This window comes from Bacillus kexueae (assembly GCF_022809095.1).
In the GTDB taxonomy this organism is placed as follows: domain Bacteria; phylum Bacillota; class Bacilli; order Bacillales; family Aeribacillaceae; genus Bacillus_BZ; species Bacillus_BZ kexueae.
Map to the genome: position 1 here is coordinate 61,831 of NZ_JALAZE010000002.1, position 22,792 is coordinate 84,622.

Genomic DNA, 22,792 nt, shown 5'->3' on the forward strand with positions numbered 1-22,792 from the left:
TGCTTAATTAGATGTAGATTTCAATGACTTATTTTGTTGAGCAAAAACGCTGTATTAGTACTTTAAAAACCCATTTGTTATAATAACCTTAGCATGGATAAAGGAGTGGTATTTGGATGTATGAAGTGAAGGAAATTACCCCTGAAGAGCTTCAACAAAAATTAGAAAATGGAGAAAAGTTAGCGCTGATCGATGTTCGTGAAGAAGAGGAAGTTCAAGAAGGAATGATTAAAGAAGCTGATCATATTCCAATGGGACAAATTCCGATGGTTTTAGATCAATTAGAGAAAGATAAAGAGTATATTTTTATTTGCCGCTCGGGTAGAAGAAGTGAAAACGTATGCCTATATTTACAGGATCAAGGGTATGATAAAGTAGTTAACATGGTTGGTGGCATGCTTGAGTGGAAGGGTGAAACTGTTCCAAAAAGCGAGTTACATAAATAAAGAATTGAACAAAAAAGTAGATTTCCAGACGTGAAATCTACTTTTTTATTTTTGTTACAGAAAGTTTAAGTTCAATAAAGTGTTAAAGTATTCTCTTTACCTTTTTATTTGGTGTCTAGCTCCAAGCGCCATCAGCTCGAGTCGCTTCGGCCCTGCTGTGGCGACGGAAGCCTCCTAGCAGGTCCTCCAGCGCCCTTCGCCGGTAAGCGGCGCTTTGCGCTTTTCTTAAGTCAGTTTCGATAGGATGTAGCGTTTTTGCTGCATGTTATGAGATAGAGTTTATGACAAACTTTTAAAAACATAAAATTGTAAGCGTTATCATAATTGGTGAATTGATTCAATACATTATGTTAAGGAGGGGGTTTTATGGATAAATTCCTCAAGTTAGATGTGACAGATCGATTGGAAATTAAATTAGATGAAGAAGATATTTTATTGTTCTATGGGAAAGATTGTATCGGTATGCTTGTCATAAATGAGGATGGAAAGCAATATGATTTAGTGGATGGATTTATACAAGAAGGCAAGCGCATATTCCGGTTATTCCGCCAAAATGATGCGAGTGAATCGTATACAGAAAATTGTGATTTAGGGTGGTGTTAAAGCGTGTATCAAGTGGCTCTCTTTGACGAAGAACATGAAAAAGATTTAGAATACGAAGTGAATCATTTTTTATCTTCCCTTTCGGAAGAGCAATTTATTGATATTCAATATAAGGTGGCGGCAACTTGTGACCAAAAGGGAGAGCAAATCTACTGTTTTACAGCGATGGTCATATATCGTAAACTAGCGTAAAGCTTAAAAGGAAACCCCTTTTAAGCTTTTATTTATGAGGAATCTTCTGTAAATTATATGGTAGAAGAGTAAGAATAAGTTTACATAAGGAGCAGAGATGATGCACTATCCAGTGATGTTAAATTTAAAAGGGAGAGAAGTTGTAATCATTGGAGGAGGAAAAGTAGCCTCGCGAAAGATTCGGGGCTTGCTAGATAGTAAAGCACTCATAACAGTTATTAGTCCTATTATAACGGCGGAAATTAGTGAGTTAGAGGCCGAGAAAAAGCTGAAATGGAAGAAGAAAACATTTGAAAAAGAAGATATTGCAAATGCATTTCTTGTTATTGCGGCAACCGATAATCCGTCGGTAAATGCATCTGTTTTAGCTAATGTAAAAGAAAATCAATTAATTAATTTAGTTAATCAACCAGAACAGAGTACATTTCTTGTTCCAGCAAAATTCACCCGTGGAAAACTTACGGTTTCCATCTCGACTGATGGAGCTTTTCCAGGATTATCGAAAAAAATCAAAGAAAAATTAGCGGATCAATTTGATGATGAGTATGAATCATACATACAGTTTTTGGAGAATTGTCGCCATGAAGTTCTCCAAACGATTCCCAATCCGAAAGTGAAAAAAAAGGTATTGACTAAGCTGTTACAAGTGAACTTGTTAGAAATGGATGGTCCAGGTAGGATTCAAGCGTTTGAGCAAATAATGAACGAAGTAGATGAAGCTTAAGGATTTCCACAATTAATAGATAGGGATTAGGCATAAAGCCTAATCCCTTTTTCTTAAATTGTTACAGAAAGTTTAAGTTCAATAGTTTTTTTTGGTGTCTAGCTCCAAGCGCCATCAGCTCGGGGCGCTTCGGCCCTGCTGTGGCGACGGAAGCCTCCTCGCAGGTCCTCCAGCGCCCTTCGCCGATAGGCGGCGCTTTCCGCTTTTTCTGTGAAAATAAAAATTACCTATGAGCTGAATGAGCGATCATGTTAGGTAGATGGTAGAAAGAAAAAACCCCGGGGAGAATAAATTTTCATATCCGGGGTGTGAGTGTAAAATCATGTATGTTTCTTATTTATTGAACTATAATTGTAATCTCTTAGTAGAAGGAGTTATTCGCATATTGGGCTGCGTTCTTTCCCGCAAGTCTCCCTGTCACTAAGGCTGCTGTTATATTATATCCACCTGTATAACCGTGTATATCGAGAATTTCACCACAGAAATAAAGGCCATTCATCCACTTTGAAGCCATTTCTTTTGGATGTACTTCTTTAACCGAAACGCCGCCTCCTGTAACGAATGCTTTTTCAAGCGGCAAAGTACCATGAACGGTAAAGGAAAATTGTTTCACATTTTGAACAAAAGTACGTATGCTCTCTTTTCCTATTTGACGGGATGTGGCACTAGAATCAATATTGGATTGCTCTAGTAAAAATAATAGGTACCGTTCAGGTACGAGACCTTTTAATACGTTTTTCACTGCCTTTTTTGGCTCTTCTTTTAGACGATTACATACCGTTTGGAATAGAATCTCTTCGTTTTCATGCGGGACAGCATCAATTGTCATGGTAACTGTATTCATTTTTGATTTTTTTAATTCTTTCACGACATATTGACTGCATCTAAGAACCGCAGGACCAGAAATGCCAAAATGGGTAAAAATCATATCCATTTGATGGGTTATCATATTTTTCCCTTTTTGATTTTTAACACTGAGAGCGACATTCCTTAGTGATAGTCCTTGTAACACCTTTTCTTGAATAAATGGTTCGTTTGATGTAATTGGGACTTCAGTAGGGAATAGTTCCGTAATCGTGTGACCTGCTTTTTCAGCCCACGCATAACCGTCTCCAGTTGATCCTGTATGTGGGACTGACTTTCCACCAACAGCAATTACGACAGCGTCTGCGAATAATTCTTCTCCATTTTTTAATATGATCCCTTTGACTGCACCATTTTCATAAACGACGGTTTCGACAGGTTCATTCGTACGAATTGTGACATTTAGTCGTTTAAGTTCAGCTAATAGAGCATCGACTACGTCTTGAGCTCTGTTGGAGGTGGGGAACATCCGACCGTGATCTTCTTCTTTTAATTGAATTCCAAGACGTTCAAAGAAGTTAATAATATCTTCGTTGCTAAATTCCGCAAATGCACTATATAAAAATCGTCCATTCCCTGGGATATGTTTAATAATTTCATCTACAGGAAGGCGATTTGTTACGTTACATCGACCGCCACCAGATATGGCAAGTTTTCGTCCAAGCTTGGATCCTTTGTCTACTAATAGAACGTTCGCACCGCTTTCTCCCGCGGCGATTGCTGCCATTAAGCCTGATGGACCTCCTCCGATGACAATCACATCATATTTCATCATTTCACGTTCCTTTATCCAAATATCATTTCTTGATTATATCGAAAGATGAGAAACGGGACAACATGAAAAAGTCTTCTAGAATATATCATCAATAGAAAAGATTGTGGTAAAATAGTAAAGTTCAATTTGAATCCAATATTATGGTGAGTGCGATATGTCGAATAAATTATTAAAAGGTACTTTAGTCCTAACATTAGGAACATACATATCAAGATTTTTAGGGATGATATACGTTATTCCATTCTTCGCTTTAGTTGGTGAAACGGGCGGTGCTTTATTTTCTTATGGATACGCCCAGTATACGGTTTTTTTAAGTATTGCGACGATGGGGTTTCCTTTAGCCGTTTCAAAATTTGTTTCTAAGTATAATTCGATTGGTGATTATAAAACGAGTAGACGCATGTTTAAGTCGGGATTACTAGTCATGTTTTTAACGGGTTTGATTGCTTTTCTCGTCTTATACTTGATGGCTCCATTTCTAGCTTCTCAAGCTTTAGGAAAAAATGAATTAGACAATGTCACGATTGAGGATGTTGTTATCGTCATTAGAATGGTAAGCCTTGCGTTAATTATCGTACCTGTCATGAGTTTAGTGCGTGGTTTCTTCCAAGGTCATCAATCTATGGGACCAACTGCTGTCTCGCAAGTAATCGAACAAATTGTGCGAATTATATTTTTATTAACTTCTTCGTACTTGATTTTAAAGGTTTGGAACGGAGATTTAGTAACAGCAGTAGGTTATGCTACATTTGCGGCGTTTGTCGGAGCGATCGGTGGACTAGTGGTGCTAATTGTTTATTGGTATAAAAGAAAACATACATTAGAAGCGTTACAGCCGAACACCGAACCTTCATTAAATATTCCGTTCAAGCAAATGTTTAAAGAGTTGTTTCGCTATGCGGGACCGTTCGTATTCGTTGGGCTGGCAATACCGCTTTATCAGTATATTGATACGAATACGTTCAACAAAGCAATGGTCGCAACTGGCAAGGATGATATTGCACAAGATTTATTCTCTATCGTGAACTTTTGGGTAAATAAGATTGTCATGATTCCGGTATCGCTTGCCACGGCATTTGGCTTAACGTTAGTTCCAACTATTACAAAGTCGTTTACAGAGAGAAATTACCTATTACTGAATCATCAAATTAATCAAACATTTCAATTGCTTATGTTTTTAGTGTTACCAGCAGCGGTTGGTCTTTCTGTTTTAGCTCAGCCTGCTTATATGCTGTTTTATAATCATAATGAAGTTGGGGGCAACATTTTAGCGGCTTACGCTCCGGTAGCCTTGTTGTTTTCTTTCTTTACTGTGTCCGCAGCGATTTTGCAGGGGATTAATAAACAAAAGCTAGCAGTAATCAGTTTAACTTTTGGGCTTATAATAAAAGCTTCATTAAACACACCGTTAATCATGGCTTTTGAAGCGTACGGTTCAATTATGGCAACCGCATTAGGTTTTACCGGTTCCATTCTTTATAGTTTTGCGATGATTAAACGGCATGCAAATTATCGCTTTAAGCAATTTATAAAGCGCTCGGTTTTAATGGGAATTTTCAATATTTGTATGGTAATCGTTGTATTAGCCATGTATTCGATTTTGTCACTTTTTATTGACTATCAAGCTGGAAAAGTAGAAGCCGCTCTCTTATTAACGATATGTGTCGTAGCAGGCGGGGCCACTTATTTATACTTGGCATATTACTCCGGACTATTGCGTGTATTGTTAGGCGCAAGAATGAATAAATGGAAGAAGAGAGCAAGAGGGTAAAGGAGTGGATTCTTTTTGAGAATCGATAAATTATTAGCTAATGTAGGTTTCGGAAGTCGGAAAGAAGTTAAAAAGATATTAAAAGCTGGGGTTGTAAAAGTTGATGATGAAGTAGTTTCTGATCCAAAAACGCATGTAAACCCTGAGGAACAAGAAGTGACGGTTCATGGAGAACGGATTGTGTACAAAGAATTTATTTACTTAATGATGAATAAGCCTGCCGGATATCTATCGGCAACTGAGGATTTATCACAAGAAACCGTCATCGACCTTTTAGAATACGAGGATGCAATTTATGATCCTTTTCCGGTTGGAAGGCTTGACAAAGATACGGAAGGGCTCCTCATCATTACGAATGACGGACAGTTAGCACATCAATTAACTTCACCTAAAAAACATGTACCGAAGACCTATTTTGCTCATATTCTTGGTGAAGTAACAGAAGATGATGTAAAGGCATTTAAACAGGGAGTTGTTTTAGATGATGGATATGTAACGAAGCCAGGGGAGTTGAGCATCGTCGAATCTGGGCCTCAATCCATCATCTATTTAACCATTACGGAAGGGAAGTTTCACCAAGTAAAAAGGATGTTTGAAGCGGTAGGGAAAAAAGTAACTTATTTAAAACGGGTTAAAATGGGGCCGTTGCCGTTAGATGAAGAATTGGAAATAGGGGAGTATCGAGAGTTAACGGATGAGGAAGTCGATCTATTAAAAAATGCAAAAGGTGTGAACGCTTGAGCGTCGAAAGAACAAAAAAGAGGAACCTGACAAACAGGTTCCCTATGTATATAAACGTATATTTTTCTTTTCATTTTTAGGATGACATCTTAACCTTCTTCTCTGTAGTTGTCCATTTGCCTCTAGCAGGGCTATGCACCAAATCGTTGTATGCTAACACGTTTAAATCACGTTGAACGGTCCTAGGCGTAATGCCGAACTCGTCAACGAGGTCTTGAGTCGTAACAGTTCCTTTCTCTTGAATAAACATGTAGACTGATTTAATTCGGGTTAGCATCCGGTTTGTTGAAGGTTTCAAAGAACCACTCCTTATTATTTAATGCAGCCTTTATCCTTACTACAACTCCGATGTCATTTTTAATGAGGCTCTTTACTGTATTAAGTTGTTAAACGTTACAATTCTATTCTACACGATAGGTGGGATGAGATTCTAGTCCTAAGCCTATTTTTACAAAATATTAACATGAGTATAAAAAACATGCTGCTATGTTAACTATATGAATAAAACGAAAACAATATTCAAAAAAGAGGTGCTATTGGGCACCTCTTCTTTGTGTTTAGATTAATGAGCTCCTAAGAAGAATAATTGGTAAAAGAATAATACGGCAAAAAGGTAGACGAATGGATGAACGTCTTTTGTTTTCCCTTTTACAATTTTCATTAGTGGATAGGTAATAAATCCCAATGCAATACCTGTAGCAATGCTCGATGTTAATGGCATGCTTAAAATGACTAAAAAGGCTGGAAAAGCTTCGTCAATTTCATTCCATTTAATTTCAGAAATTGCGCCCATCATTAAGCTTCCAACGATAATTAATGCGGGAGCAGTAATAGCAGCAATTCCAGAAACAGCAGCGACAGTAGGTCCGAAAAAGGCTGTGAATCCGAAAAGTACGGCAACCACTAGTGCAGTTAAACCTGTTCTTCCTCCAGCTGCAACTCCTGCGGATGATTCAATATAAGCGCTTGTTGGGGATGTTCCAAACATGGATCCTACCGTTGCGGCAATTGAGTCAGATAAAAGAGCTTTACGAGCGCGTGGCATCTCATTACCTTTCATCAGTCCCGCTTGCTTTGCAACACCAATCATCGTACCTGTTGTATCGAAAATTGTAACGAGTAAAAATGAAAATACGACGGCATACAAGCTATGAGTCCACACGTCAGAAAGTGCTTCAAAAGGATTCGAAACAATGATTCCTTCTGGTAGTGTAGGTAGAGAAGTAAAACCATTGTCAAACGAAAGTTGCCCAGTTAAGTACGCGATAAATCCAGTAGCAATCATTCCGATAAAGAGGGCACCGTGTACGTTTAAGCTCATTAAAATGAGCGTAATTGCTAATCCAGCTAGTGATAATAAAACGGAAGAAGAATGTAAATCACCAAGTGTAACTAAGTTGGTTGGGTGGTCAGTAATGATTCCTGTCATCCTCAAGCCGATAAATGCGATGAATAACCCGATTCCTGCTGTAATTCCATTCTTTAAATTCAATGGAATGGCTTCGATTAACTGCTTTCGAAAAGGAGTTAAGGATAAGATGATGAAGATTACTCCAGCGATAAAAACGGCTGAAAAAGCAACTTCATACGTAATATTTTCACTTGCACCTACGACAGAATAGGCAAAATAGGCATTTAACCCCATTCCAGGTGCAATAGCAATTGGATAATTTGCAGATAACGCCATCCATAACGTACCGACTACAGTAGCAATAATGGTAGCAGTGAAAACTTGATCAAATGGAACCCCTGCATCTGATAAAATAATTGGATTCACGATTACGATATAAACCATCGTTAAAAAAGTTGTAAAGCCCGCTAACATTTCTGTTTTAACGGATGTGCCATATTCCTTCAGATTAAACATCGGAAACCTCCTGTAAAAACGAACATTATTATCAAACCTTAATTATAATATTCGTTTTTATGGATTTTTTCAAGAGGGAAATGTATAATTTTTTCATTTCATGCTAAGATGAAGGAAGAAAACGTTCAGAGAGGTCGGATAATATGAATTGGCAAAATGAAGTGTTAAAACGGAAAGAGGAAGTCATTAATGATACACAATCATTTTTACGGATAAAGAGTGTACTAGATGAATCGACTATTACAAAGGAAGCTCCATTTGGTGAAGGAATCAATGAAGCGCTACAGTATTTACTTCAAAAAGCTGAGCAAGATGGATTTCGGACGAAAAATTTAGATGGGTATGCTGCCCATATTGAAATGGGTGAAGGAGATGAAATCGTCGGGATTTTATGTCATATTGATGTAGTTCCCGAAGGAGATGGTTGGACAAAGCCACCATTTGGAGCAGAAATTGAGGACGGTAAAATTTATGCTCGGGGGGCTATTGACGACAAAGGTCCAACAATGGCCATTTATCATGCGATGAAATTAGTGAAGGATTTAGGATTACCATTAACTAAAAAAGTTCGAATGATTATTGGTACAGATGAAGAGAGTGATTGGAGATGCGTGGATCATTATTTTAAGCATGAAGAAATGCCGACACTTGGTTTTGCACCTGACGCTGATTTCCCGATTATCAATGCGGAAAAAGGAATCATTGACGCTAAAATTAAGTTGGATTTACCATCATTATCTGACAAGGAATGTCAGTTGCTATCGTTTGAGTCGGGGAGACGCTTTAACATGGTTCCTGACTATGCAAAAGCGACAGTACAGCTCGTTGAACAAACAAATAAATTAAAAGAAGCATTTGATGATTTTCTCCAATCTGAAGCAGTTCAAGGAAAAATGGATATGGCGAATTCAAGCATTACATTTACCATTGAAGGGGTTTCCGCACACGCAATGGAACCAAATAACGGGAAAAATGCTGGTGTGTTGTTAGCGACATTCTTATCTTCACCTCCTGTTATGTTAGATGCACGTGGGTCTACATATGTTAAATGGATTAGTGAAATGTTTTATGGTGACACGCGTGGTAATCGACTGGGCATCGCGTGTAGTGATGAAATTAGTGGTGAATTAACTGTAAATGCTGCCATGTTTAGATATGAAGCAGATGGAGAAAGTGAAGTTGGGTTTAATATTCGTTATCCTGTCACTGCGGTTGGAGAAGAAATTGAACAGAAGCTTCGTTCTTTGGGAGATGGAGAAATCATTCACTTTACAAACTCAAATCCACATTATGTTGAAGAAAATCATCCGCTTATTGAAACACTATCACGTGTATATGAAGAGCAGACGGGGGAACGAACGAAGCTCATTTCCATCGGTGGAGGAACTTATGCGCGAGCGTTGAAAGCAGGGGTTGCTTTTGGGCCACTTTTTCCTGGTAGAGAAGATGTTGTCCACCAAAAAGATGAATACATGATGATTGAAGATTTGTTAAAGGCAACATCTATTTACACACAGGCAATTTACGAATTAGCAAAATAACGTAGGTTATGAAATAGAGTTATGATAAAATAATGAAGCCGCTTCCTTTAAATGGGAGCGGCTTTTGAAAAGGATTTTAGGTGTTGATAAGAAAGCAGGGGAATGTATGGAAGTTACGTTAAGGCGTGAGGAACGCTCTGCCAAGTATCACTTTTATTCGTATTATTTTTTTGTATTTTTCGGATTCGGTTCACTGTTTCCGCTTCTTTCAGTTTACTTGCAAGAAGTTGTGGGCTTGTCAGGCTCTCAAATCGGAATCGTAATGTCGATCAGTCCTGTTGTAATGATTATCGTTCAACCGATTTGGGGAATGATTAGTGATTCAACCCGGAAACCCATTCAAATCATCGTTTTTTCATTGGTCGCTGGAGGAGTATTTGGTCTTGTTTACGCATTTTTAGAAAACTATTATGCTATCATTCTCGTTGCAACGTTATTAGCCATTGTTCAAAGCGCAATTGTACCTTTATCAGATAGCGTGGCCATGAATTATGTAGAGCGAACGAATGTTGAATACGGTTCGATTCGGTTATGGGGAGCCATTGGTTTTGCTGTTTCGGCACTCTTTGTTGGATGGTTATCTGAAAGCTTTCATTTACGTGTAATCTTTTATTCTTTCTCAGCAGTGCTTTGGATAGCAATCATGTTTGCAGTGCAATTGCCTAAAGAAAGTGACCATGTGCAAATCAGTCTTAAAAAAGGTTTAACAGAGTTGCGGAAAATCCCTCATTATTTTCTGTTTTTAATTTGTACCTTCTTAATTTTAGGGCCTATTTTAGCTAATAATATTTACTTCGGGATTTTTATTCATGAGTTAGGTGCAGGACTTGCGGGAGTTGGATTAGCCTTTTTATTAGGGGCTGGTAGTGAAGCGCCTTTTATGAAAATAGTGAGTCGTTTTATTGTAAAATTAGGGATTAAACATGTACTGATTTTAGCTGCTCTCGTATCAGCTTTAAGATGGGCGTTGTATATTTTTGAACCTCCAATTTGGCTTGTGTATGCAACCATTATTTCTCAAGGGTTTTCCATTGGTCTATTTATCCCAGCTGCACTTCAATATGTCCAAAAAATGACCCCAAAAAGTGTAGGAGCAACAGCGATATCGATTTATTCAGCCATTGGTAATGGATTGGGAAACTGGTTTTGTACGTTTATTGGGGGACTAATTTTAGAGCGCTATGAAATTATGGGGGTTTACACATTTTTTACGATGATGACAATGCTTGGGCTACTCTTATTGTTTTGGCTTCCGAAAAGAAGAGAAGAATCGATTTATTCATGATAAAGGCCCCTTTCTAATGGATTGTTGTTTTCGGTTATTTGCGAATGGGGATATCCAAGTGGGAACAGCATGAGCCGAAGAACTCACAGACGAGCATGCAAGTTGAGGTGGGTACCATAGAATGAACCATTGCGTCCATGACCTGTGCAAATTCGAAAAGCGACCGCCATTCGCTTCAAGATTTTCATCAATTCATGTTCAAATAGCAACGATGTATACAAAAACAGTCATGAAAAAAGGTTTCCAACTCTTATTGATTGGAAACCTTTTTTGTTATTACAGAAAGTTTAAGTTCAATAAAGTGTCTTTACAGCTTTTTGGTGTCTAGCTCCAAGCGCCATCAGCTCTGCTGTGGCGACGGAAGCCTCCTCGCAGGTCCTCCAGCGCCCTTCGCCTAAGGACTTGCGTTTTGCGCTTTTTCTGTGGAAATAAAAATTACCTATGAGCTGAATGAGCGATCATGTTGTAGAAAGAAAAAACCCCGGGGAGAATAAATTTTCATGTCCGGGGTGTGTGTAAAATCATGTATGTTTCTTATTATGAATAATTAAAAGCGAAATAAATCACTTGATAAGTAGCGTTCACCTGTGTCAGCTGTCATACATACAACAACTTGGTCAGCTGGTAATCTTTTCGCAACTTCAATTGCAGCAAAAACTGCTGCACCAGAGGATGGGCCAACAAGGATGCCTTCCTCACTCGCTAGTTTCCGAGTTATTTCGTAAGCATCCTCATCATGTACTTGTATAATTTCGTTAAAAATGGATGTGTTTAATATAGGTGGGATAAAGCCTGGACTCGTTCCTACGAGCTTGTGTCGACCAGGTTCTCCACCGGATAATACGGGAGATCCTTTCGGTTCTACGACGTGAACGCTCAATTGTGGGAATGACTTTTTGAGCTCCTCACCTGTCCCAGTAATTGTTCCACCGGTTCCAGCTGTAGCGACAAAAGCAGATAAAGGTTTTCCAATCTCCTTCATTGCTTCAATAATTTCAACTGCTGTTGTTCCTCTGTGGGCGTCTGGGTTCGAATGGTTTTCAAACTGCATCGGAATAAAGCTGTTTGGAATTTGTTTTGCTAGTTCATGCGCCTTTTTTATAGCACCTGGCATCTTCTCATCTCCAGGTGTTAAAACGACTTCAGCACCGTAGGCTTTCAGTAAGTTTATCCGTTCTTTCGTACTGGTATCAGGCATGACGAGTATGGCTTTGTATCCTCGTGCAGCGGCATTCATTGCTAACCCAATGCCTGTATTTCCGCTCGTCGGTTCAATAATTGTGGAGCCTTTTGTTAACTTTCCTTCTTTTTCGGCTTCTATTATCATGTTATACGCTGCGCGGTCTTTCACACTGCGACTAGGATTAAAATATTCCAATTTAACATATATATCGGCACCGTCTTTAGGTGCAAGTCGGTTTATTTTTACTAAAGGTGTTTGGCCAATTAAGTCAGCAATGTTATCAACGACTCTCATCCTTTACTCATCCTTTCCGATATCAATAGCCCTATGGGTATCTACATTTCATCATACCACAATGACATAAGAATAACGATGCAAAAGAATTGCTTGTTTGTTACAATATTTTCAAGTCATTAAGAACGGAGTGTGAAAGGTGAATCCACATTATTTCATAGCTGTTGACCTTCCAGAAGAGGTAGCTTTAAAGATAGATAATTGGTGCCGAAAAAATAATAGAGAGAGTTTTAAAACTTGGGTTCATAAAGAGGATTATCATCTGACGTTGGCGTTTTTAGGTGGGATAGCAGATAAGATATTAAAGGAGCAACTTGTCCAAGAGGTGGCATCGACTGTCCGAGCCTTCTCTCCATTTTCCTTAACATTGTCTCAACTTCAAACATTCGGCTTACCCTACTCGCCTCGAGTCTTATGGTTTGGGGTTTACCCGAGTAAAGAACTAGAACAACTTCGAAAGCAAATTTATACTGTTTGCGAAAATCTCGGGTTTCAGCTTGATCAACGTCCGTTTACTCCTCATATTACTTTGGCGCGTAAATGGCATGCGAAAACTCCGTACCATCCTTTGGAACATGAAGTGATAAAGAATACAATATTTCACGTTGATGGTGTTTATTTATTTGAGACCCATCCTCTGAATAGCCCGAAATATAGAAGAGTCGTACAGTTTGAGATGTAAAGGAGAGAGGGAATGAATAAGTGGATTAGAACGATTTTGCAAATTATTCTTTTATATGGCATATATCAATTAGGTAAATATATACAAACTGTGTTTCAGTTAATGATTCCAGGGAGTATTATTGGAATGTTAATTTTATTTGGGGTGTTACACATAAGGGGGATTCACTCGGAGTGGTTGAAGGATGGAAGTGAACTTCTGCTGAAATATTTGCCGATATTATTTATTCCTGCTACGGTCGGCGTGATGAATTATTTCTCCCTTTTTTCATTGGAGGGAATTTTAACTGTTTTCATCGTAATAGTAAGCACAATTCTCGTCATATTAACTTCAGGGTGGATGAATCAGTGGATGGTAGGAAAAGAAAAGGCAGCGAAAACGGTTTATAAACGGGAGCATAGCTTATGAGAATCGTTGAGTCTTTATTTTTTATCGTATTAACGGTTGCCTTATATCAGTTGATGGTAAAGGTATACAAACGGTTTCCACAACCAATCCTTGTTCCAATCGCTACATCAACCGTTTTACTGATTATTCTTCTCGTAATGTTACGAATACCGTATGAGACGTATATGCTTGGTGGCAGATGGATTGATGAGTTATTAGGTCCAGCGGTTGTTGCATTCGCCTATCCCCTTTACCAAAATCGAAGAAAGCTAAAAGAACATGCATTATCTATTATCGTAAGTGTGTTCGTTGGTACAATAGTAGGTTTATTGTCAGGATTACTACTTTCATTCGTTTTTCAAGTAGATGATGCGCTTATACGCTCGCTGGCGCCTAAATCTGTTACATCTCCAGTGGCGATGGATATAGCTGAAATCATTGGAGGTGCTCCTTCTTTGGCCGCGGTTTATGTAATGTTTGCGGGGATAGGTGGGGCCATTATTGGACCGTTCGTGTTAAAGCATGCGCGGATTCATCACCCAATCTCAATGGGTGTTAGTTTAGGAGCAGCATCTCACGGGATTGGAACGGCGAAAGCATACGAACTTGGAATGATTGAAGGTGCGATTAGTTCAATATCTATGACATTAAGCGCAGTGTTTGCTTCACTATTATGTCCTTTTATTGTACAACTTTTAATGTAATTTAGAGGAGAGGGAAGACGTGGCTCAAATCATTAAAATAGAAGACTATATATCTCGTTATGAAATAGATGTGACAAGGTATACCAATCAGTTCATTCGATTTAAAAAACGACAATGGGAACAATTAAAAGAAGAGGAGCCATCACAAATCTCAGATAAAAAACAACCTTTTTTAGATCATATTTTTCAACATCAATTAATTTGGGCAAGCTCAACTGTTAGATCTTGCTCTTACTTGGATAAAAAATACGAACAAGATACGATGTTAAAGCATTTGGCTCAATCTTTACCTGACCAATATTTAATATTATATTATCCTGTGTTTTCGATAAAAAAAGCTCCGATTGAAGCAGACGTCGTTATCATTTGTCCTAATGAGATTCTCTGTTTATCAATTATCACGGGTGAAAAAGAAGAAGTGGTGATGGCTAGTGAAGGACGCTTTTGGGTTCGAAGGGGACAAGAAGGGGAGAAGAAGATGGTCAACCCATTGCCAAGCCTTAATCGTACTGTCAATATTGTTCAGCGTATTGTAAAAGAATGCGAAGTCGAGTTGCCAATCAGACCATTCATAATTAGCCGAATGGGGTACATTCATGCACCTGAGTTGCCAAGACAGTGTCGTACCGTGGATAAGCGAAGCTATCGGGAATGGATCGAAAAGCTCCAGCAAAACCCATCACCAATTAAACACCAACAACTAAAAATGGCGAAAATGTTGCTATCCATTACGTTAACTAATTCCTACGATCGATTTGAATTTGATATGTGAACCGATAGGGAATCGTTGCTACAATGATTCCCTTTTTTATTGTTACAGGAAGTTTAAGTTCAATAAAGTGTTAAAGTATTCTCTTTACCGTTTTTTTTGGTGTCTAGCTCCAAGCGGGTCGCTTCGGTCCTGCTGTGGCGACGGAAGCCTCCTCGCAGGTCCTCCAGCGCCCTTCGCCTAAGGACTTGCGCTTTGCGCTTTTTCTGTGAAAATAAAAATTACTCATGAGCTGAATGAGCGATCATGTTAGGTAGATGGTAGAAAGGAAACCCCGGGGAGAATAAATTTTCATGTCCGGGGTGTGAGTGTAAAATCATGTATGTTTCTTATAAGCTTCTTTAAAAGTTTGTTGATAAAATACATTGTTCACGGTCATTTTTTACTATTGCCTTTACTCGCGTAGAATGCTCAATACCCAACTTCCTATAAAAACAGATGTCTAGAGGGGAATGTTAAGTATTCATTTTAATATGTAACATTCTTTTTGTAAGTGGTTGATTTGTAAAATTATGTTGTGTTCATAATCACCTCTAACTTTACAAATGAAGTGAACTTTTCCAACAAGACATCATAATTTAAATAATAGGCACGTAAAACATAAAGCAGTAATTGATTCAGAATTACTAAAAATTTTTGAGAATAATGAAAACGTTTCCTTTCTTCAATGATAAAATTAACGTGTGAATAAAGAGAAAAGTGGTTATAAAAATACTATTGGCGTTATATTCCGTTGATATTGGACCAACTCAAAGGAGGTGACGATGATTTGCTTACTGTGAAACGCGAATATGAAGCGTATTTAGATGACATGAACATCGTAACCATTTTATGGCCGGAAGAACGAATTGGAAATCAGGATAAACAGTTCTACCTTTGTACAAGTAACGAAAACATTCATCTTCAATTAAAAGAATCGTACCGAATTGATCGTTTTCATAAATATGTTGTAAAGCTTCCAAATCCTTTATCATTTGGAGAAACGCACTACATTGTTGACGAATCGGGATGCAAAACCGATCTGCAAATGGGAGCTGTTATTCGTACAAGAGAGTTCGATGAAATGTTTTACTATGAGGGAGTCGACCTTGGAATTCAATATAATCAATCGCACATATCAGGGAAAGTATGGGCACCAACTGCAACGGCGATGATTTTAAAGCTCACTCATCCAGAGACGAAGGAAGTAAAGCAAATCCAAATGAGAAGAGAAAAGAGAGGGATTTGGAGCTTTACAATTGAAGGTAATTATGAAGGATTCTATTATTCATATTTAGTATGTGTGAACTTAGTGTGGAATGAAGTGGTGGATCCTTATGCAAAAGCAGTCTCACAGAATGGAGAGTATGGTGTCATCATTGACTTAGAACAAACAATGGTAGAAAAAATTGAGGTTCCTCCAATTGAAAAAAGTACAGATGCTGTTATTTATGAACTCCACATTCGAGATTTTTCAATTCATCCACATAGTGGTATCGAACAAAAAGGGAAGTATAAGGCGTTTACTGAATGGAATACATCTACTCCGAAAGGGTTTTCTACTGGGATGCGATACTTAACCGAGTTAGGTATCACACATGTGGAAGTTTTGCCTTTTAATGATTTTGCGGGAGTTGATGAAACAGAACCAGATCAATTATATAATTGGGGATACAATCCGATTCATTTTAATGCTCCTGAAGGAAGCTATGCGACAGATTCAATTCATGCAAAAGTAAGAATTCGAGAGCTTAAGGAAATGATTCAAGCATTTCATCGACATAGCTTAAAGGTCATAATGGATGTCGTTTATAATCATGTTTTTATTCGGGAAGAATCTCATTTTGAGAAATTAGTGCCAGGCTATTTTTTTCGTCATGACCAGTATGGGGTTCCGTCAAACGGAACGGGTGTTGGAAACGATATAGCCTCGGAGCGTAAGATGGTTCGGAAATATATAATAGATTCTGTTATATACTGGATGGAAGAATATGATGTAGATGGCTTTCGTTTTGATCTAATGGGTATCTTAGATATCGAAACGATGAATAAGGTTCACGAAGAAGTAAGGAAATGGAAACACGATGCAATCATTCTTGGAGAAGGATGGGATTTACAAACCCCATTGCCGTACAATCAAAAAGCAACGATTGCGAATGCTATCAAAATGCCTGGATTATCTTTTTTTAATGACCATTTTCGAGATACGGTAAAAGGAAGTACGTTTCTTATTCATGATAAGGGGTTTGCTCTTGGTAATCCGCATAAAATTTCCGGTATGTTAGAGTCTGTGACAGGCTCTATTCCTTATAACCCACATTTAAGAGGGTTATTTCAACATCCTGTACAATCTGTCAATTACGTTGAGTCCCATGATAATCATACGTTTTGGGATAAAATGAGCTTAAGTTTGGATGATGAAACGGAAGAAATGAGACGAGATCGGCAACGATTAGCGCTAGGTATTGTGATTTTGTCCCAAGGGATTCCATTCATCCATAGTGGTCAAGAGTTTTATCGTTCGAAATATGGAGAGGAAAATAGTTACAAATCTCCAGATCATATTAATCAGCTTGACTGGAATAGGCGTGAGCGTTTTGAAGAAGATATACAATACGTTAAGCAATTAATTTCCATTCGGAAATATCATGGCATTTTTCGACTGGCATGTGCAGAAAAGGTGAAAGAGCATTGTTCTTTCTTTCATTCCCATGACGGCATCATTGCTTATCGGTACGACCATGTTAGCTCTTATGGCCCTTGGGATAAAGTGATAGTCATCCATAAAAATAACGATAAGGAATTTATGCTATTTCTGGAAAATAATCAAGGGTGGAAGGTAGCTTGTACCCCTACTTCTTGTTCAGTAGAGGAACCGGTTCAACATGTCTTCGAAAAGATAGCTCTCAAACGTATCGGAACGTATGTGTTGTATCAAAACTAACACGACTTTTGCTTGACTTAAAATATAAGATAACGATAAAATTTAGAAGGATAGCTATTGTTATGCACTCATGGTCCAATAGCTGTCTTTTTTATTTCTTACGATAATATCATTAACGGAATGAAACTATGACTAATCATCAAAAATTAAAACGAAATGTGGGCTTGAAATTGAATGTAAATTGGTTGGAGTATGTATTAGGAAGCGAGTGGGCAATATCTCCAGCAGGAGGAGCAACTGGGGACGCATATTATGCTGAGAAAGATGGAAAACGACTTTTCTTGAAGCGAAACTCTTCTCCGTTTCTAGCTGTTCTTTCTGCTGAAGGAATTGTACCTAAATTAGTATGGACAAGAAGAATGGAGAACGGTGACGTTATTACGGCTCAACATTGGTTGAACGGGAGAGAGTTAAAGCCAAAAGACATGAATGATGAACAAGTGGCTCAACTTCTATATAAAATTCATCATTCACAAGAGCTTCTCGATATGTTGAAGCGTTTAGGGAAACAACCACTTACACCAGGCGAGTTGCTGTCTGAAGTGAAAAATACGGTCGATCAAGACCTGATTCTCATTCCTGCCATTCAACAAGCGTTGGTGGTTTTAGAAGAGCAGTTACCTAATATACAACATAATGAAATGGTTGTATGTCACTGTGATATAAACCATAATAACTGGCTACTTTCCAATGAAGAACGGCTTTATTTGATTGATTGGGACGGAGCGATGATTGCAGACCCGGCGATTGATTTAGGAATGCTGTTATATTCATATATCCCAGAGAATGAATGGGAGCAATGGTTACAGAAATATGGAGTTGAACTAACGGAAAATTTAATGACACGAATGAATTGGTATGTGTTAGTTCAATTAATTATTTCTGTTGCGTGGTTAAAGACGAAGGGACAGCATGAGGAAATGCAGCTTCGCCTTCAAGATTTGCACGGAGTTCTTACGAAAACGTATTAAGATTAGTAATCCAATTCGGAATATCGTCACGATATGACTGGATATGATCGGAATAATCAGGCCCATTATTTCGCTCTTGACTATATTGGTAAACATGTTGTAAGGATTGTTTTAAAGACTGACTAATTTGTTCGTTGTTAAGCAAAGATTGAATCAGTCGATCTATTTGTTCATATTCTGACTCAGTACCACAACACTCGCTATGTTGCTCAGAAAGAATATCTTTTAATAACATTAATTGATGTTCGTGATTTAATTGCATTTTTTCAACCCCCAACGAAATATAGTTTTATCTTTTACTGGATAAAAGGAGAATATGCGTTAAGAAGGCAGTTTTAGGACTGCCTTTTTTAAATATGGGTGTTTTTGTATACATTGTTACTATTTGGTTTGGACTTGTTGTAATAGTTAAAGTGGAAGGTATTTCAGTGGAACAACAAGAAACGAAGACCCCACATATGAGATGATGATAATAGTTTAAACCTCTGCTAAAAGGCGAACACGTCCTGTGCAAGTTCGGAAAGCATCCTCTTTTCGCCCTAAAACAACAATCTTTAAAAAAAGGCTGAAATGTTTTTGAAACTAATCAAATCCATTGTTCAGGAGCATTTTTACTCGATGCAACGGAACGGATGCTTACTATTTTTTTATTGGTTCTAAAAGCGAATTCATTTTGAAGTGTTTGAATGAGTTGGTTTTATGAATAAATCCAGTTCTTTTAAATTTCAAATTAAAAAGGGAAGCAATAACACAGATGAATGATTAGAAAAAGTAAATTGAATTTTCACTTGCGATTTCTTTGAATTTCATGATATCTTTTACTTCGATTACAAAACGATATTGAGGTGCAGAACAGACAATGCGTTTACGAAATAAGCCTTGGGCAAATGAATATATTCAACAACATCCAAATTTAGTCATTCCGAATCCTGAAGAGGTAAAAGGAAAATGGAATGAAATATTTCAAAATGAAAACCCCATTCATATTGAAGTAGGTACAGGAAAAGGTCAATTTATCGTAGGGATGGCTAAACAAAATCCACATATTAATTACATCGGTATTGAATTGTATCAGAGCGTCATTGTATCAGCTTTAAGTAAATTAGAGGAAGAGCAGCTTCCAAATTTAAAGCTTTTAAATGTAAATGCGAAAAACTTAACCGACTATTTTGCGCCTGGTGAGATTGGTCGAGTATATTTAAACTTCTCAGATCCATGGCCAAAAAATCGCCACGAGAAGCGTCGTTTAACGTATAAAACATTTTTATCTACTTTTGAAACCATTATGGTTGATGAAGGTGAGATTCATTTTAAAACGGATAATCAAGGATTGTTTGAGTACTCACTAAAAAGCTTTTCAGAATATGGTTTATTGTTAAAATTTGTGAGTCTAGATTTACACAAAAGTGACTTTGAAGGAAATATAATGACAGAATATGAAGAGAAGTTTTCGAAAAAGGGACAACGAATTTATCGAGCAGAAGCAAAATATCCGTCTAAAAAGTGACGTCCCTTTATTAACTCTCATTGTTCATAAAAAATCGTCCTTTCTGTAAGATGTGGTTAGAATAAAGAAAGGACGATTTTTTATTGTTACAGAAAGTTTAAGTTCAATAAAGTGTTAAAGTATTCTCTTTACCGTTTTTTTGGTGTCTAGCTCCAAGCGCCATCAGCTCGGGTCGCTTAGGCCCTGCTGTGGCGACGGAAGCCTCCTCGCAGGTCCTCCAGCGCCCTTCGCCGATAAGCGGGCGCTTTGTGCTTTTCTTATTAGTATGTTTTTGGAACGAAAAGGTGGCTTAAAATTGTTAGCTCATGTAGCGGGAGTACCTAGAGGTTCTTTCCATTCATACTCTTTGCTAAGTGAGCTTTTCGATTTTTAAAACATCTCCGGTTTCGACATCAACAAATGCTTCGTATTGTTCAGCTTTATCTTTAAATGTTCGACTAATTCCTACTTTGTATACGTTATAAGATAAATCGTGCAACGTAATCGTTTGTGGAATCGTATAAATCCATGAACCACTAATCGGTCCTTTTTCTTTAAACATTTTTTTCACAATAGACAGTGCTTGATTAGGAGAAAGACGTTCTTTTTGAAGCAGTTGTTTAGCAGAATACCCTAGAAGTAGTCCAACCCCTGCCCCGATTAAAAAATTTTTCCACTTCATACCGTAAAACCTCCTATTCCATTCTTTTCAAATAGTATACCGTTCTTTCCACTTGATTGAAAAGGCGACAGCGTCAAACAACTAAAAGATCAATGAGTACATTTCACCAACATTACGTGAAAAAGTGGAAAGGTTTTTAAACTTTCTGTAAAATGGAAGCGTAGTATCTATTTTTTACATACTCATCGGAGCTAATCCTACATAATGGTTCCGTCTGAATACCTGAAAAGAAGGGGACTTAAAGATGAATGTTGAGACACTTGAAATGTTTCGTACGTTAACGGAATTACCAGGAGCACCTGGTAATGAACACGCCGTTCGTCGTTTTATGAAAAGTCAGCTACAAAAGTATGCGGATGAAATCATTCAAGATAAATTAGGTAGTATTTTTGGCGTGAAGCGTGGGGGTGAAAAAGACCCTGTTGTCATGGTTGCAGGCCATATGGATGAGGTTGGCTTTATGGTGACTTCCATTACGGCAAATGGTATGATCCGATTTCAAACTCTTGGAGGTTGGTGGAGTCAAGTTTTACTCGCGCAGCGGGTTCAAATTATAACTGATCATGGGCCTATTATCGGTGTTATCGGCTCAATTCCACCACATTTATTAAGTGACGAGAAAAGAAAGCGTCCTATGGACATTAAAAATATGCTGATTGATATAGGGGCTGATTCGAAGGAGGATGCCCTTCAGCTTGGGATAAAGCCAGGTCAGCAAATTGTTCCGATTTGTCCGTTCACACCGATGGCCAACCGAAAAAAAATTCTAGCAAAAGCATGGGATAATCGCTACGGTTGTGGACTAGCCATTGAATTGCTGAAAGAAGTAAAAGATAAGCAGCTCCCAAATACCCTTTACTCAGGAGCAACAGTGCAAGAAGAGGTCGGGTTAAGAGGGGCTCAGACTGCAGCTAATATGATTAAACCAGACATATTCTTTGCACTTGATGCAAGTCCGGCAAATGATATGACAGGGGATAAAAATGAATTTGGCCAATTAGGGAAAGGGGCTCTCCTTCGCATTCTGGATCGTTCCATGGTGACACATCGTGGCATGCGTGAATTTGTGCTTGATATGGCAGAAACTCACGATATCCCATATCAATACTTTGTTTCTCAAGGTGGAACGGACGCTGGTCGAGTTCATATTTCAAATGAAGGGGTACCTTCTGCAGTAGTTGGAATTTGCTCACGCTACATCCATACCCATGCATCTATGATTCATGTTGATGATTATGCAGCGGCAAAAGAATTGCTTGTTAAGCTTGTTACGGCTTGTGACCGAACAACGGTATCTACGATTAAGCAGAATGCGTAGAGTGAATACAAAGGGGAGAGAACATGAAAATTGCAATTGGGACAACGAATCGAGCAAAAGTTGATGCGGTAAAAAATGCATTCCGTCACTTTCCGAGCGTCGAGTTCATTGAATTAAACGTGCCATCAGAAGTTTCTGAGCAGCCATTTTCTGATGAGGAAACACTACAAGGCGCGATGAATCGAGCGAAAAATGCTCTAGTAAAAGAGCAAGCCCACATTGGGATTGGCCTTGAGGGGGGCGTGTTCGAATCTGATGAAATTTGCTATTTATGTAATTGGGGAGCATTAGTTGATCATAATTTCAACGTGTACGTAGCTGGAGGAGCGAGAATCCCGCTACCGAGTGAAATCTACGAAGCCTTGAAAAAAGGGAAAGAGCTTGGTGAAATAATGGACACTTATACAAATCAAGATGATGTCCGGCAAAATGAAGGTGCCATTGGAATATTCACAAATGGAATGGTGACGCGCTCGCAAATGTTCCAACATATTTTACATATGCTCATTGGACAATGGGAGTATCAAAATAAAAAGAATCAGACATTAAAAGCTCAAGAGAGAGTATAAAACTCCTCTTGAGCT

The 22,792-nt window shown here is 38.2% G+C and carries 23 protein-coding genes; 17 read left to right on the forward strand and 6 right to left on the reverse strand.

What is annotated here, in order from left to right; genetic code table 11:
- Positions 1–116: 116 nt before the first annotated feature.
- From ML543_RS04620 to ML543_RS04635, 4 genes are all read left to right on the forward strand, one after another.
- Positions 117–446, forward strand: coding sequence for a rhodanese-like domain-containing protein (locus tag ML543_RS04620; protein WP_243385993.1), 330 nt, complete (start codon positions 117–119; stop codon positions 444–446).
- A 366-nt stretch (positions 447–812) separates the two neighbouring features.
- Complete coding sequence (locus tag ML543_RS04625; RefSeq protein ID WP_243385994.1) at positions 813–1,049, forward strand: DUF2553 family protein; 237 nt, start codon at positions 813–815, stop codon at positions 1,047–1,049.
- Between the two features lie 3 nt (positions 1,050–1,052).
- Positions 1,053–1,241 carry a sporulation protein Cse60 gene (locus ML543_RS04630; protein ID WP_243385995.1) on the forward strand — a complete coding sequence of 63 codons (189 nt, stop codon included), beginning with the start codon at positions 1,053–1,055 and terminating at the stop codon, positions 1,239–1,241.
- Between the two features lie 97 nt (positions 1,242–1,338).
- Positions 1,339–1,965, forward strand: a complete 627-nt coding sequence (locus ML543_RS04635) for an NAD(P)-binding protein (RefSeq protein WP_243385996.1) — start codon at positions 1,339–1,341, stop codon at positions 1,963–1,965.
- A 361-nt stretch (positions 1,966–2,326) separates the two neighbouring features.
- On the opposite strand, the gene ML543_RS04640 is transcribed toward ML543_RS04635, so the two are convergent.
- Positions 2,327–3,601: a BaiN/RdsA family NAD(P)/FAD-dependent oxidoreductase gene (locus ML543_RS04640; RefSeq protein WP_243386513.1), complete on the reverse strand. Its 1,275-nt coding sequence runs from the start codon at positions 3,599–3,601 to the stop codon at positions 2,327–2,329.
- A 157-nt stretch (positions 3,602–3,758) separates the two neighbouring features.
- On the opposite strand from ML543_RS04640, the gene ML543_RS04645 reads away from it, so the two are divergent.
- Together ML543_RS04645 and ML543_RS04650 are read left to right on the forward strand one after the other, a co-directional pair.
- Positions 3,759–5,375 (forward strand): putative polysaccharide biosynthesis protein, encoded by a 1,617-nt coding sequence (locus ML543_RS04645; protein WP_243385997.1) that lies wholly within the window; start codon positions 3,759–3,761, stop codon positions 5,373–5,375.
- 15 nt (positions 5,376–5,390) lie between these two features.
- Positions 5,391–6,116 carry a pseudouridine synthase gene (locus ML543_RS04650; protein WP_243385998.1) on the forward strand — a complete coding sequence of 242 codons (726 nt, stop codon included), beginning with the start codon at positions 5,391–5,393 and terminating at the stop codon, positions 6,114–6,116.
- A gap of 76 nt (positions 6,117–6,192) precedes the next feature.
- On the opposite strand, the gene ML543_RS04655 is transcribed toward ML543_RS04650, so the two are convergent.
- Both ML543_RS04655 and ML543_RS04660 read right to left on the reverse strand, forming a co-directional pair.
- Positions 6,193–6,414, reverse strand: a complete 222-nt coding sequence (locus tag ML543_RS04655) for a DeoR family transcriptional regulator (protein ID WP_243385999.1) — start codon at positions 6,412–6,414, stop codon at positions 6,193–6,195.
- Positions 6,415–6,678: 264 nt separating this feature from the next.
- On the reverse strand, positions 6,679–7,983 hold the full coding sequence (locus ML543_RS04660) for an NCS2 family permease (protein WP_243386000.1): 1,305 nt from the start codon (positions 7,981–7,983) through the stop codon (positions 6,679–6,681).
- Between the two features lie 143 nt (positions 7,984–8,126).
- On the opposite strand from ML543_RS04660, the gene pepV reads away from it, so the two are divergent.
- Entirely contained in the window at positions 8,127–9,524 is a 1,398-nt protein-coding gene (gene pepV / locus ML543_RS04665) for a dipeptidase PepV (protein ID WP_243386001.1), read from the forward strand.
- 64 nt (positions 9,525–9,588) lie between these two features.
- On the forward strand, positions 9,589–10,809 hold the full coding sequence (locus tag ML543_RS04670) for an MFS transporter (RefSeq protein ID WP_341482340.1): 1,221 nt from the start codon (positions 9,589–9,591) through the stop codon (positions 10,807–10,809).
- Between the two features lie 547 nt (positions 10,810–11,356).
- On the opposite strand, the gene cysK is transcribed toward ML543_RS04670, so the two are convergent.
- A complete protein-coding gene (gene cysK, locus ML543_RS04675; RefSeq protein WP_243386002.1) occupies positions 11,357–12,286 on the reverse strand; it encodes a cysteine synthase A in 930 nt (309 codons plus the stop codon).
- A 139-nt stretch (positions 12,287–12,425) separates the two neighbouring features.
- Here cysK and thpR point away from each other — a divergent pair, with 139 nt between their 5' ends.
- The 6 genes from thpR (at position 12,426) to ML543_RS04705 (ending at position 18,722) form a co-directional block, all read left to right on the forward strand.
- Positions 12,426–12,968, forward strand: a complete 543-nt coding sequence (thpR, locus tag ML543_RS04680) for an RNA 2',3'-cyclic phosphodiesterase (protein WP_243386003.1) — start codon at positions 12,426–12,428, stop codon at positions 12,966–12,968.
- Positions 12,969–12,980: 12 nt separating this feature from the next.
- Positions 12,981–13,376 (forward strand): CidA/LrgA family protein, encoded by a 396-nt coding sequence (locus ML543_RS04685; protein WP_243386004.1) that lies wholly within the window; start codon positions 12,981–12,983, stop codon positions 13,374–13,376.
- The gene (locus ML543_RS04690) at positions 13,373–14,059 is read left to right on the forward strand and encodes an LrgB family protein (RefSeq protein WP_243386005.1); all 687 of its coding nucleotides are present in this window, start codon (positions 13,373–13,375) and stop codon (positions 14,057–14,059) included. The genes ML543_RS04685 and ML543_RS04690 overlap by 4 nt, the downstream gene beginning before the upstream one ends.
- A 19-nt stretch (positions 14,060–14,078) precedes the next feature.
- Entirely contained in the window at positions 14,079–14,831 is a 753-nt protein-coding gene (locus ML543_RS04695; protein ID WP_243386006.1) for a nuclease-related domain-containing protein, read from the forward strand.
- A gap of 766 nt (positions 14,832–15,597) precedes the next feature.
- Entirely contained in the window at positions 15,598–17,751 is a 2,154-nt protein-coding gene (gene pulA / locus ML543_RS04700; protein WP_243386007.1) for a type I pullulanase, read from the forward strand.
- A gap of 128 nt (positions 17,752–17,879) precedes the next feature.
- On the forward strand, positions 17,880–18,722 hold the full coding sequence (locus ML543_RS04705) for a phosphotransferase family protein (RefSeq protein WP_243386008.1): 843 nt from the start codon (positions 17,880–17,882) through the stop codon (positions 18,720–18,722).
- Here the strand turns inward: ML543_RS04705 and ML543_RS04710 are convergent.
- Positions 18,706–18,984 (reverse strand): YtzH-like family protein, encoded by a 279-nt coding sequence (locus ML543_RS04710; protein WP_243386009.1) that lies wholly within the window; start codon positions 18,982–18,984, stop codon positions 18,706–18,708. The genes ML543_RS04705 and ML543_RS04710 overlap by 17 nt on opposite strands.
- Before the next feature lie 597 nt (positions 18,985–19,581).
- On the opposite strand from ML543_RS04710, the gene trmB reads away from it, so the two are divergent.
- Positions 19,582–20,229 (forward strand): tRNA (guanosine(46)-N7)-methyltransferase TrmB, encoded by a 648-nt coding sequence (gene trmB, locus ML543_RS04715; protein ID WP_243386010.1) that lies wholly within the window; start codon positions 19,582–19,584, stop codon positions 20,227–20,229.
- A 349-nt stretch (positions 20,230–20,578) separates the two neighbouring features.
- Here the strand turns inward: trmB and ML543_RS04720 are convergent, their stop codons facing one another.
- Complete coding sequence (locus ML543_RS04720; protein ID WP_243386011.1) at positions 20,579–20,890, reverse strand: PepSY domain-containing protein; 312 nt, start codon at positions 20,888–20,890, stop codon at positions 20,579–20,581.
- A 244-nt stretch (positions 20,891–21,134) separates the two neighbouring features.
- On the opposite strand from ML543_RS04720, the gene ML543_RS04725 reads away from it, so the two are divergent.
- Together ML543_RS04725 and ML543_RS04730 are read left to right on the forward strand one after the other, a co-directional pair.
- Complete coding sequence (locus tag ML543_RS04725; protein WP_243386012.1) at positions 21,135–22,208, forward strand: M42 family metallopeptidase; 1,074 nt, start codon at positions 21,135–21,137, stop codon at positions 22,206–22,208.
- 23 nt (positions 22,209–22,231) lie between these two features.
- Complete coding sequence (locus ML543_RS04730) at positions 22,232–22,777, forward strand: DUF84 family protein (RefSeq protein WP_243386013.1); 546 nt, start codon at positions 22,232–22,234, stop codon at positions 22,775–22,777.
- Positions 22,778–22,792: the final 15 nt, after the last annotated feature.

Coding starts and splice junctions, on each gene's coding strand:
- ML543_RS04620 (WP_243385993.1), top strand. CDS start 117: ATGTATGAAGTGAAGGAAATTACCCCTGAAGAGCTTCAACAAAAATTA.
- ML543_RS04625 (WP_243385994.1), top strand. CDS start 813: ATGGATAAATTCCTCAAGTTAGATGTGACAGATCGATTGGAAATTAAA.
- ML543_RS04635 (WP_243385996.1), top strand. CDS start 1,339: ATGATGCACTATCCAGTGATGTTAAATTTAAAAGGGAGAGAAGTTGTA.
- ML543_RS04640 (WP_243386513.1), bottom strand. CDS start 3,601: ATGAAATATGATGTGATTGTCATCGGAGGAGGTCCATCAGGCTTAATG.
- ML543_RS04645 (WP_243385997.1), top strand. CDS start 3,759: ATGTCGAATAAATTATTAAAAGGTACTTTAGTCCTAACATTAGGAACA.
- ML543_RS04660 (WP_243386000.1), bottom strand. CDS start 7,983: ATGTTTAATCTGAAGGAATATGGCACATCCGTTAAAACAGAAATGTTA.
- pepV (WP_243386001.1), top strand. CDS start 8,127: ATGAATTGGCAAAATGAAGTGTTAAAACGGAAAGAGGAAGTCATTAAT.
- cysK (WP_243386002.1), bottom strand. CDS start 12,286: ATGAGAGTCGTTGATAACATTGCTGACTTAATTGGCCAAACACCTTTA.
- ML543_RS04685 (WP_243386004.1), top strand. CDS start 12,981: ATGAATAAGTGGATTAGAACGATTTTGCAAATTATTCTTTTATATGGC.
- ML543_RS04690 (WP_243386005.1), top strand. CDS start 13,373: ATGAGAATCGTTGAGTCTTTATTTTTTATCGTATTAACGGTTGCCTTA.
- ML543_RS04705 (WP_243386008.1), top strand. CDS start 17,880: ATGACTAATCATCAAAAATTAAAACGAAATGTGGGCTTGAAATTGAAT.
- ML543_RS04710 (WP_243386009.1), bottom strand. CDS start 18,984: ATGCAATTAAATCACGAACATCAATTAATGTTATTAAAAGATATTCTT.
- trmB (WP_243386010.1), top strand. CDS start 19,582: ATGCGTTTACGAAATAAGCCTTGGGCAAATGAATATATTCAACAACAT.
- ML543_RS04720 (WP_243386011.1), bottom strand. CDS start 20,890: ATGAAGTGGAAAAATTTTTTAATCGGGGCAGGGGTTGGACTACTTCTA.
- ML543_RS04725 (WP_243386012.1), top strand. CDS start 21,135: ATGAATGTTGAGACACTTGAAATGTTTCGTACGTTAACGGAATTACCA.
- ML543_RS04730 (WP_243386013.1), top strand. CDS start 22,232: ATGAAAATTGCAATTGGGACAACGAATCGAGCAAAAGTTGATGCGGTA.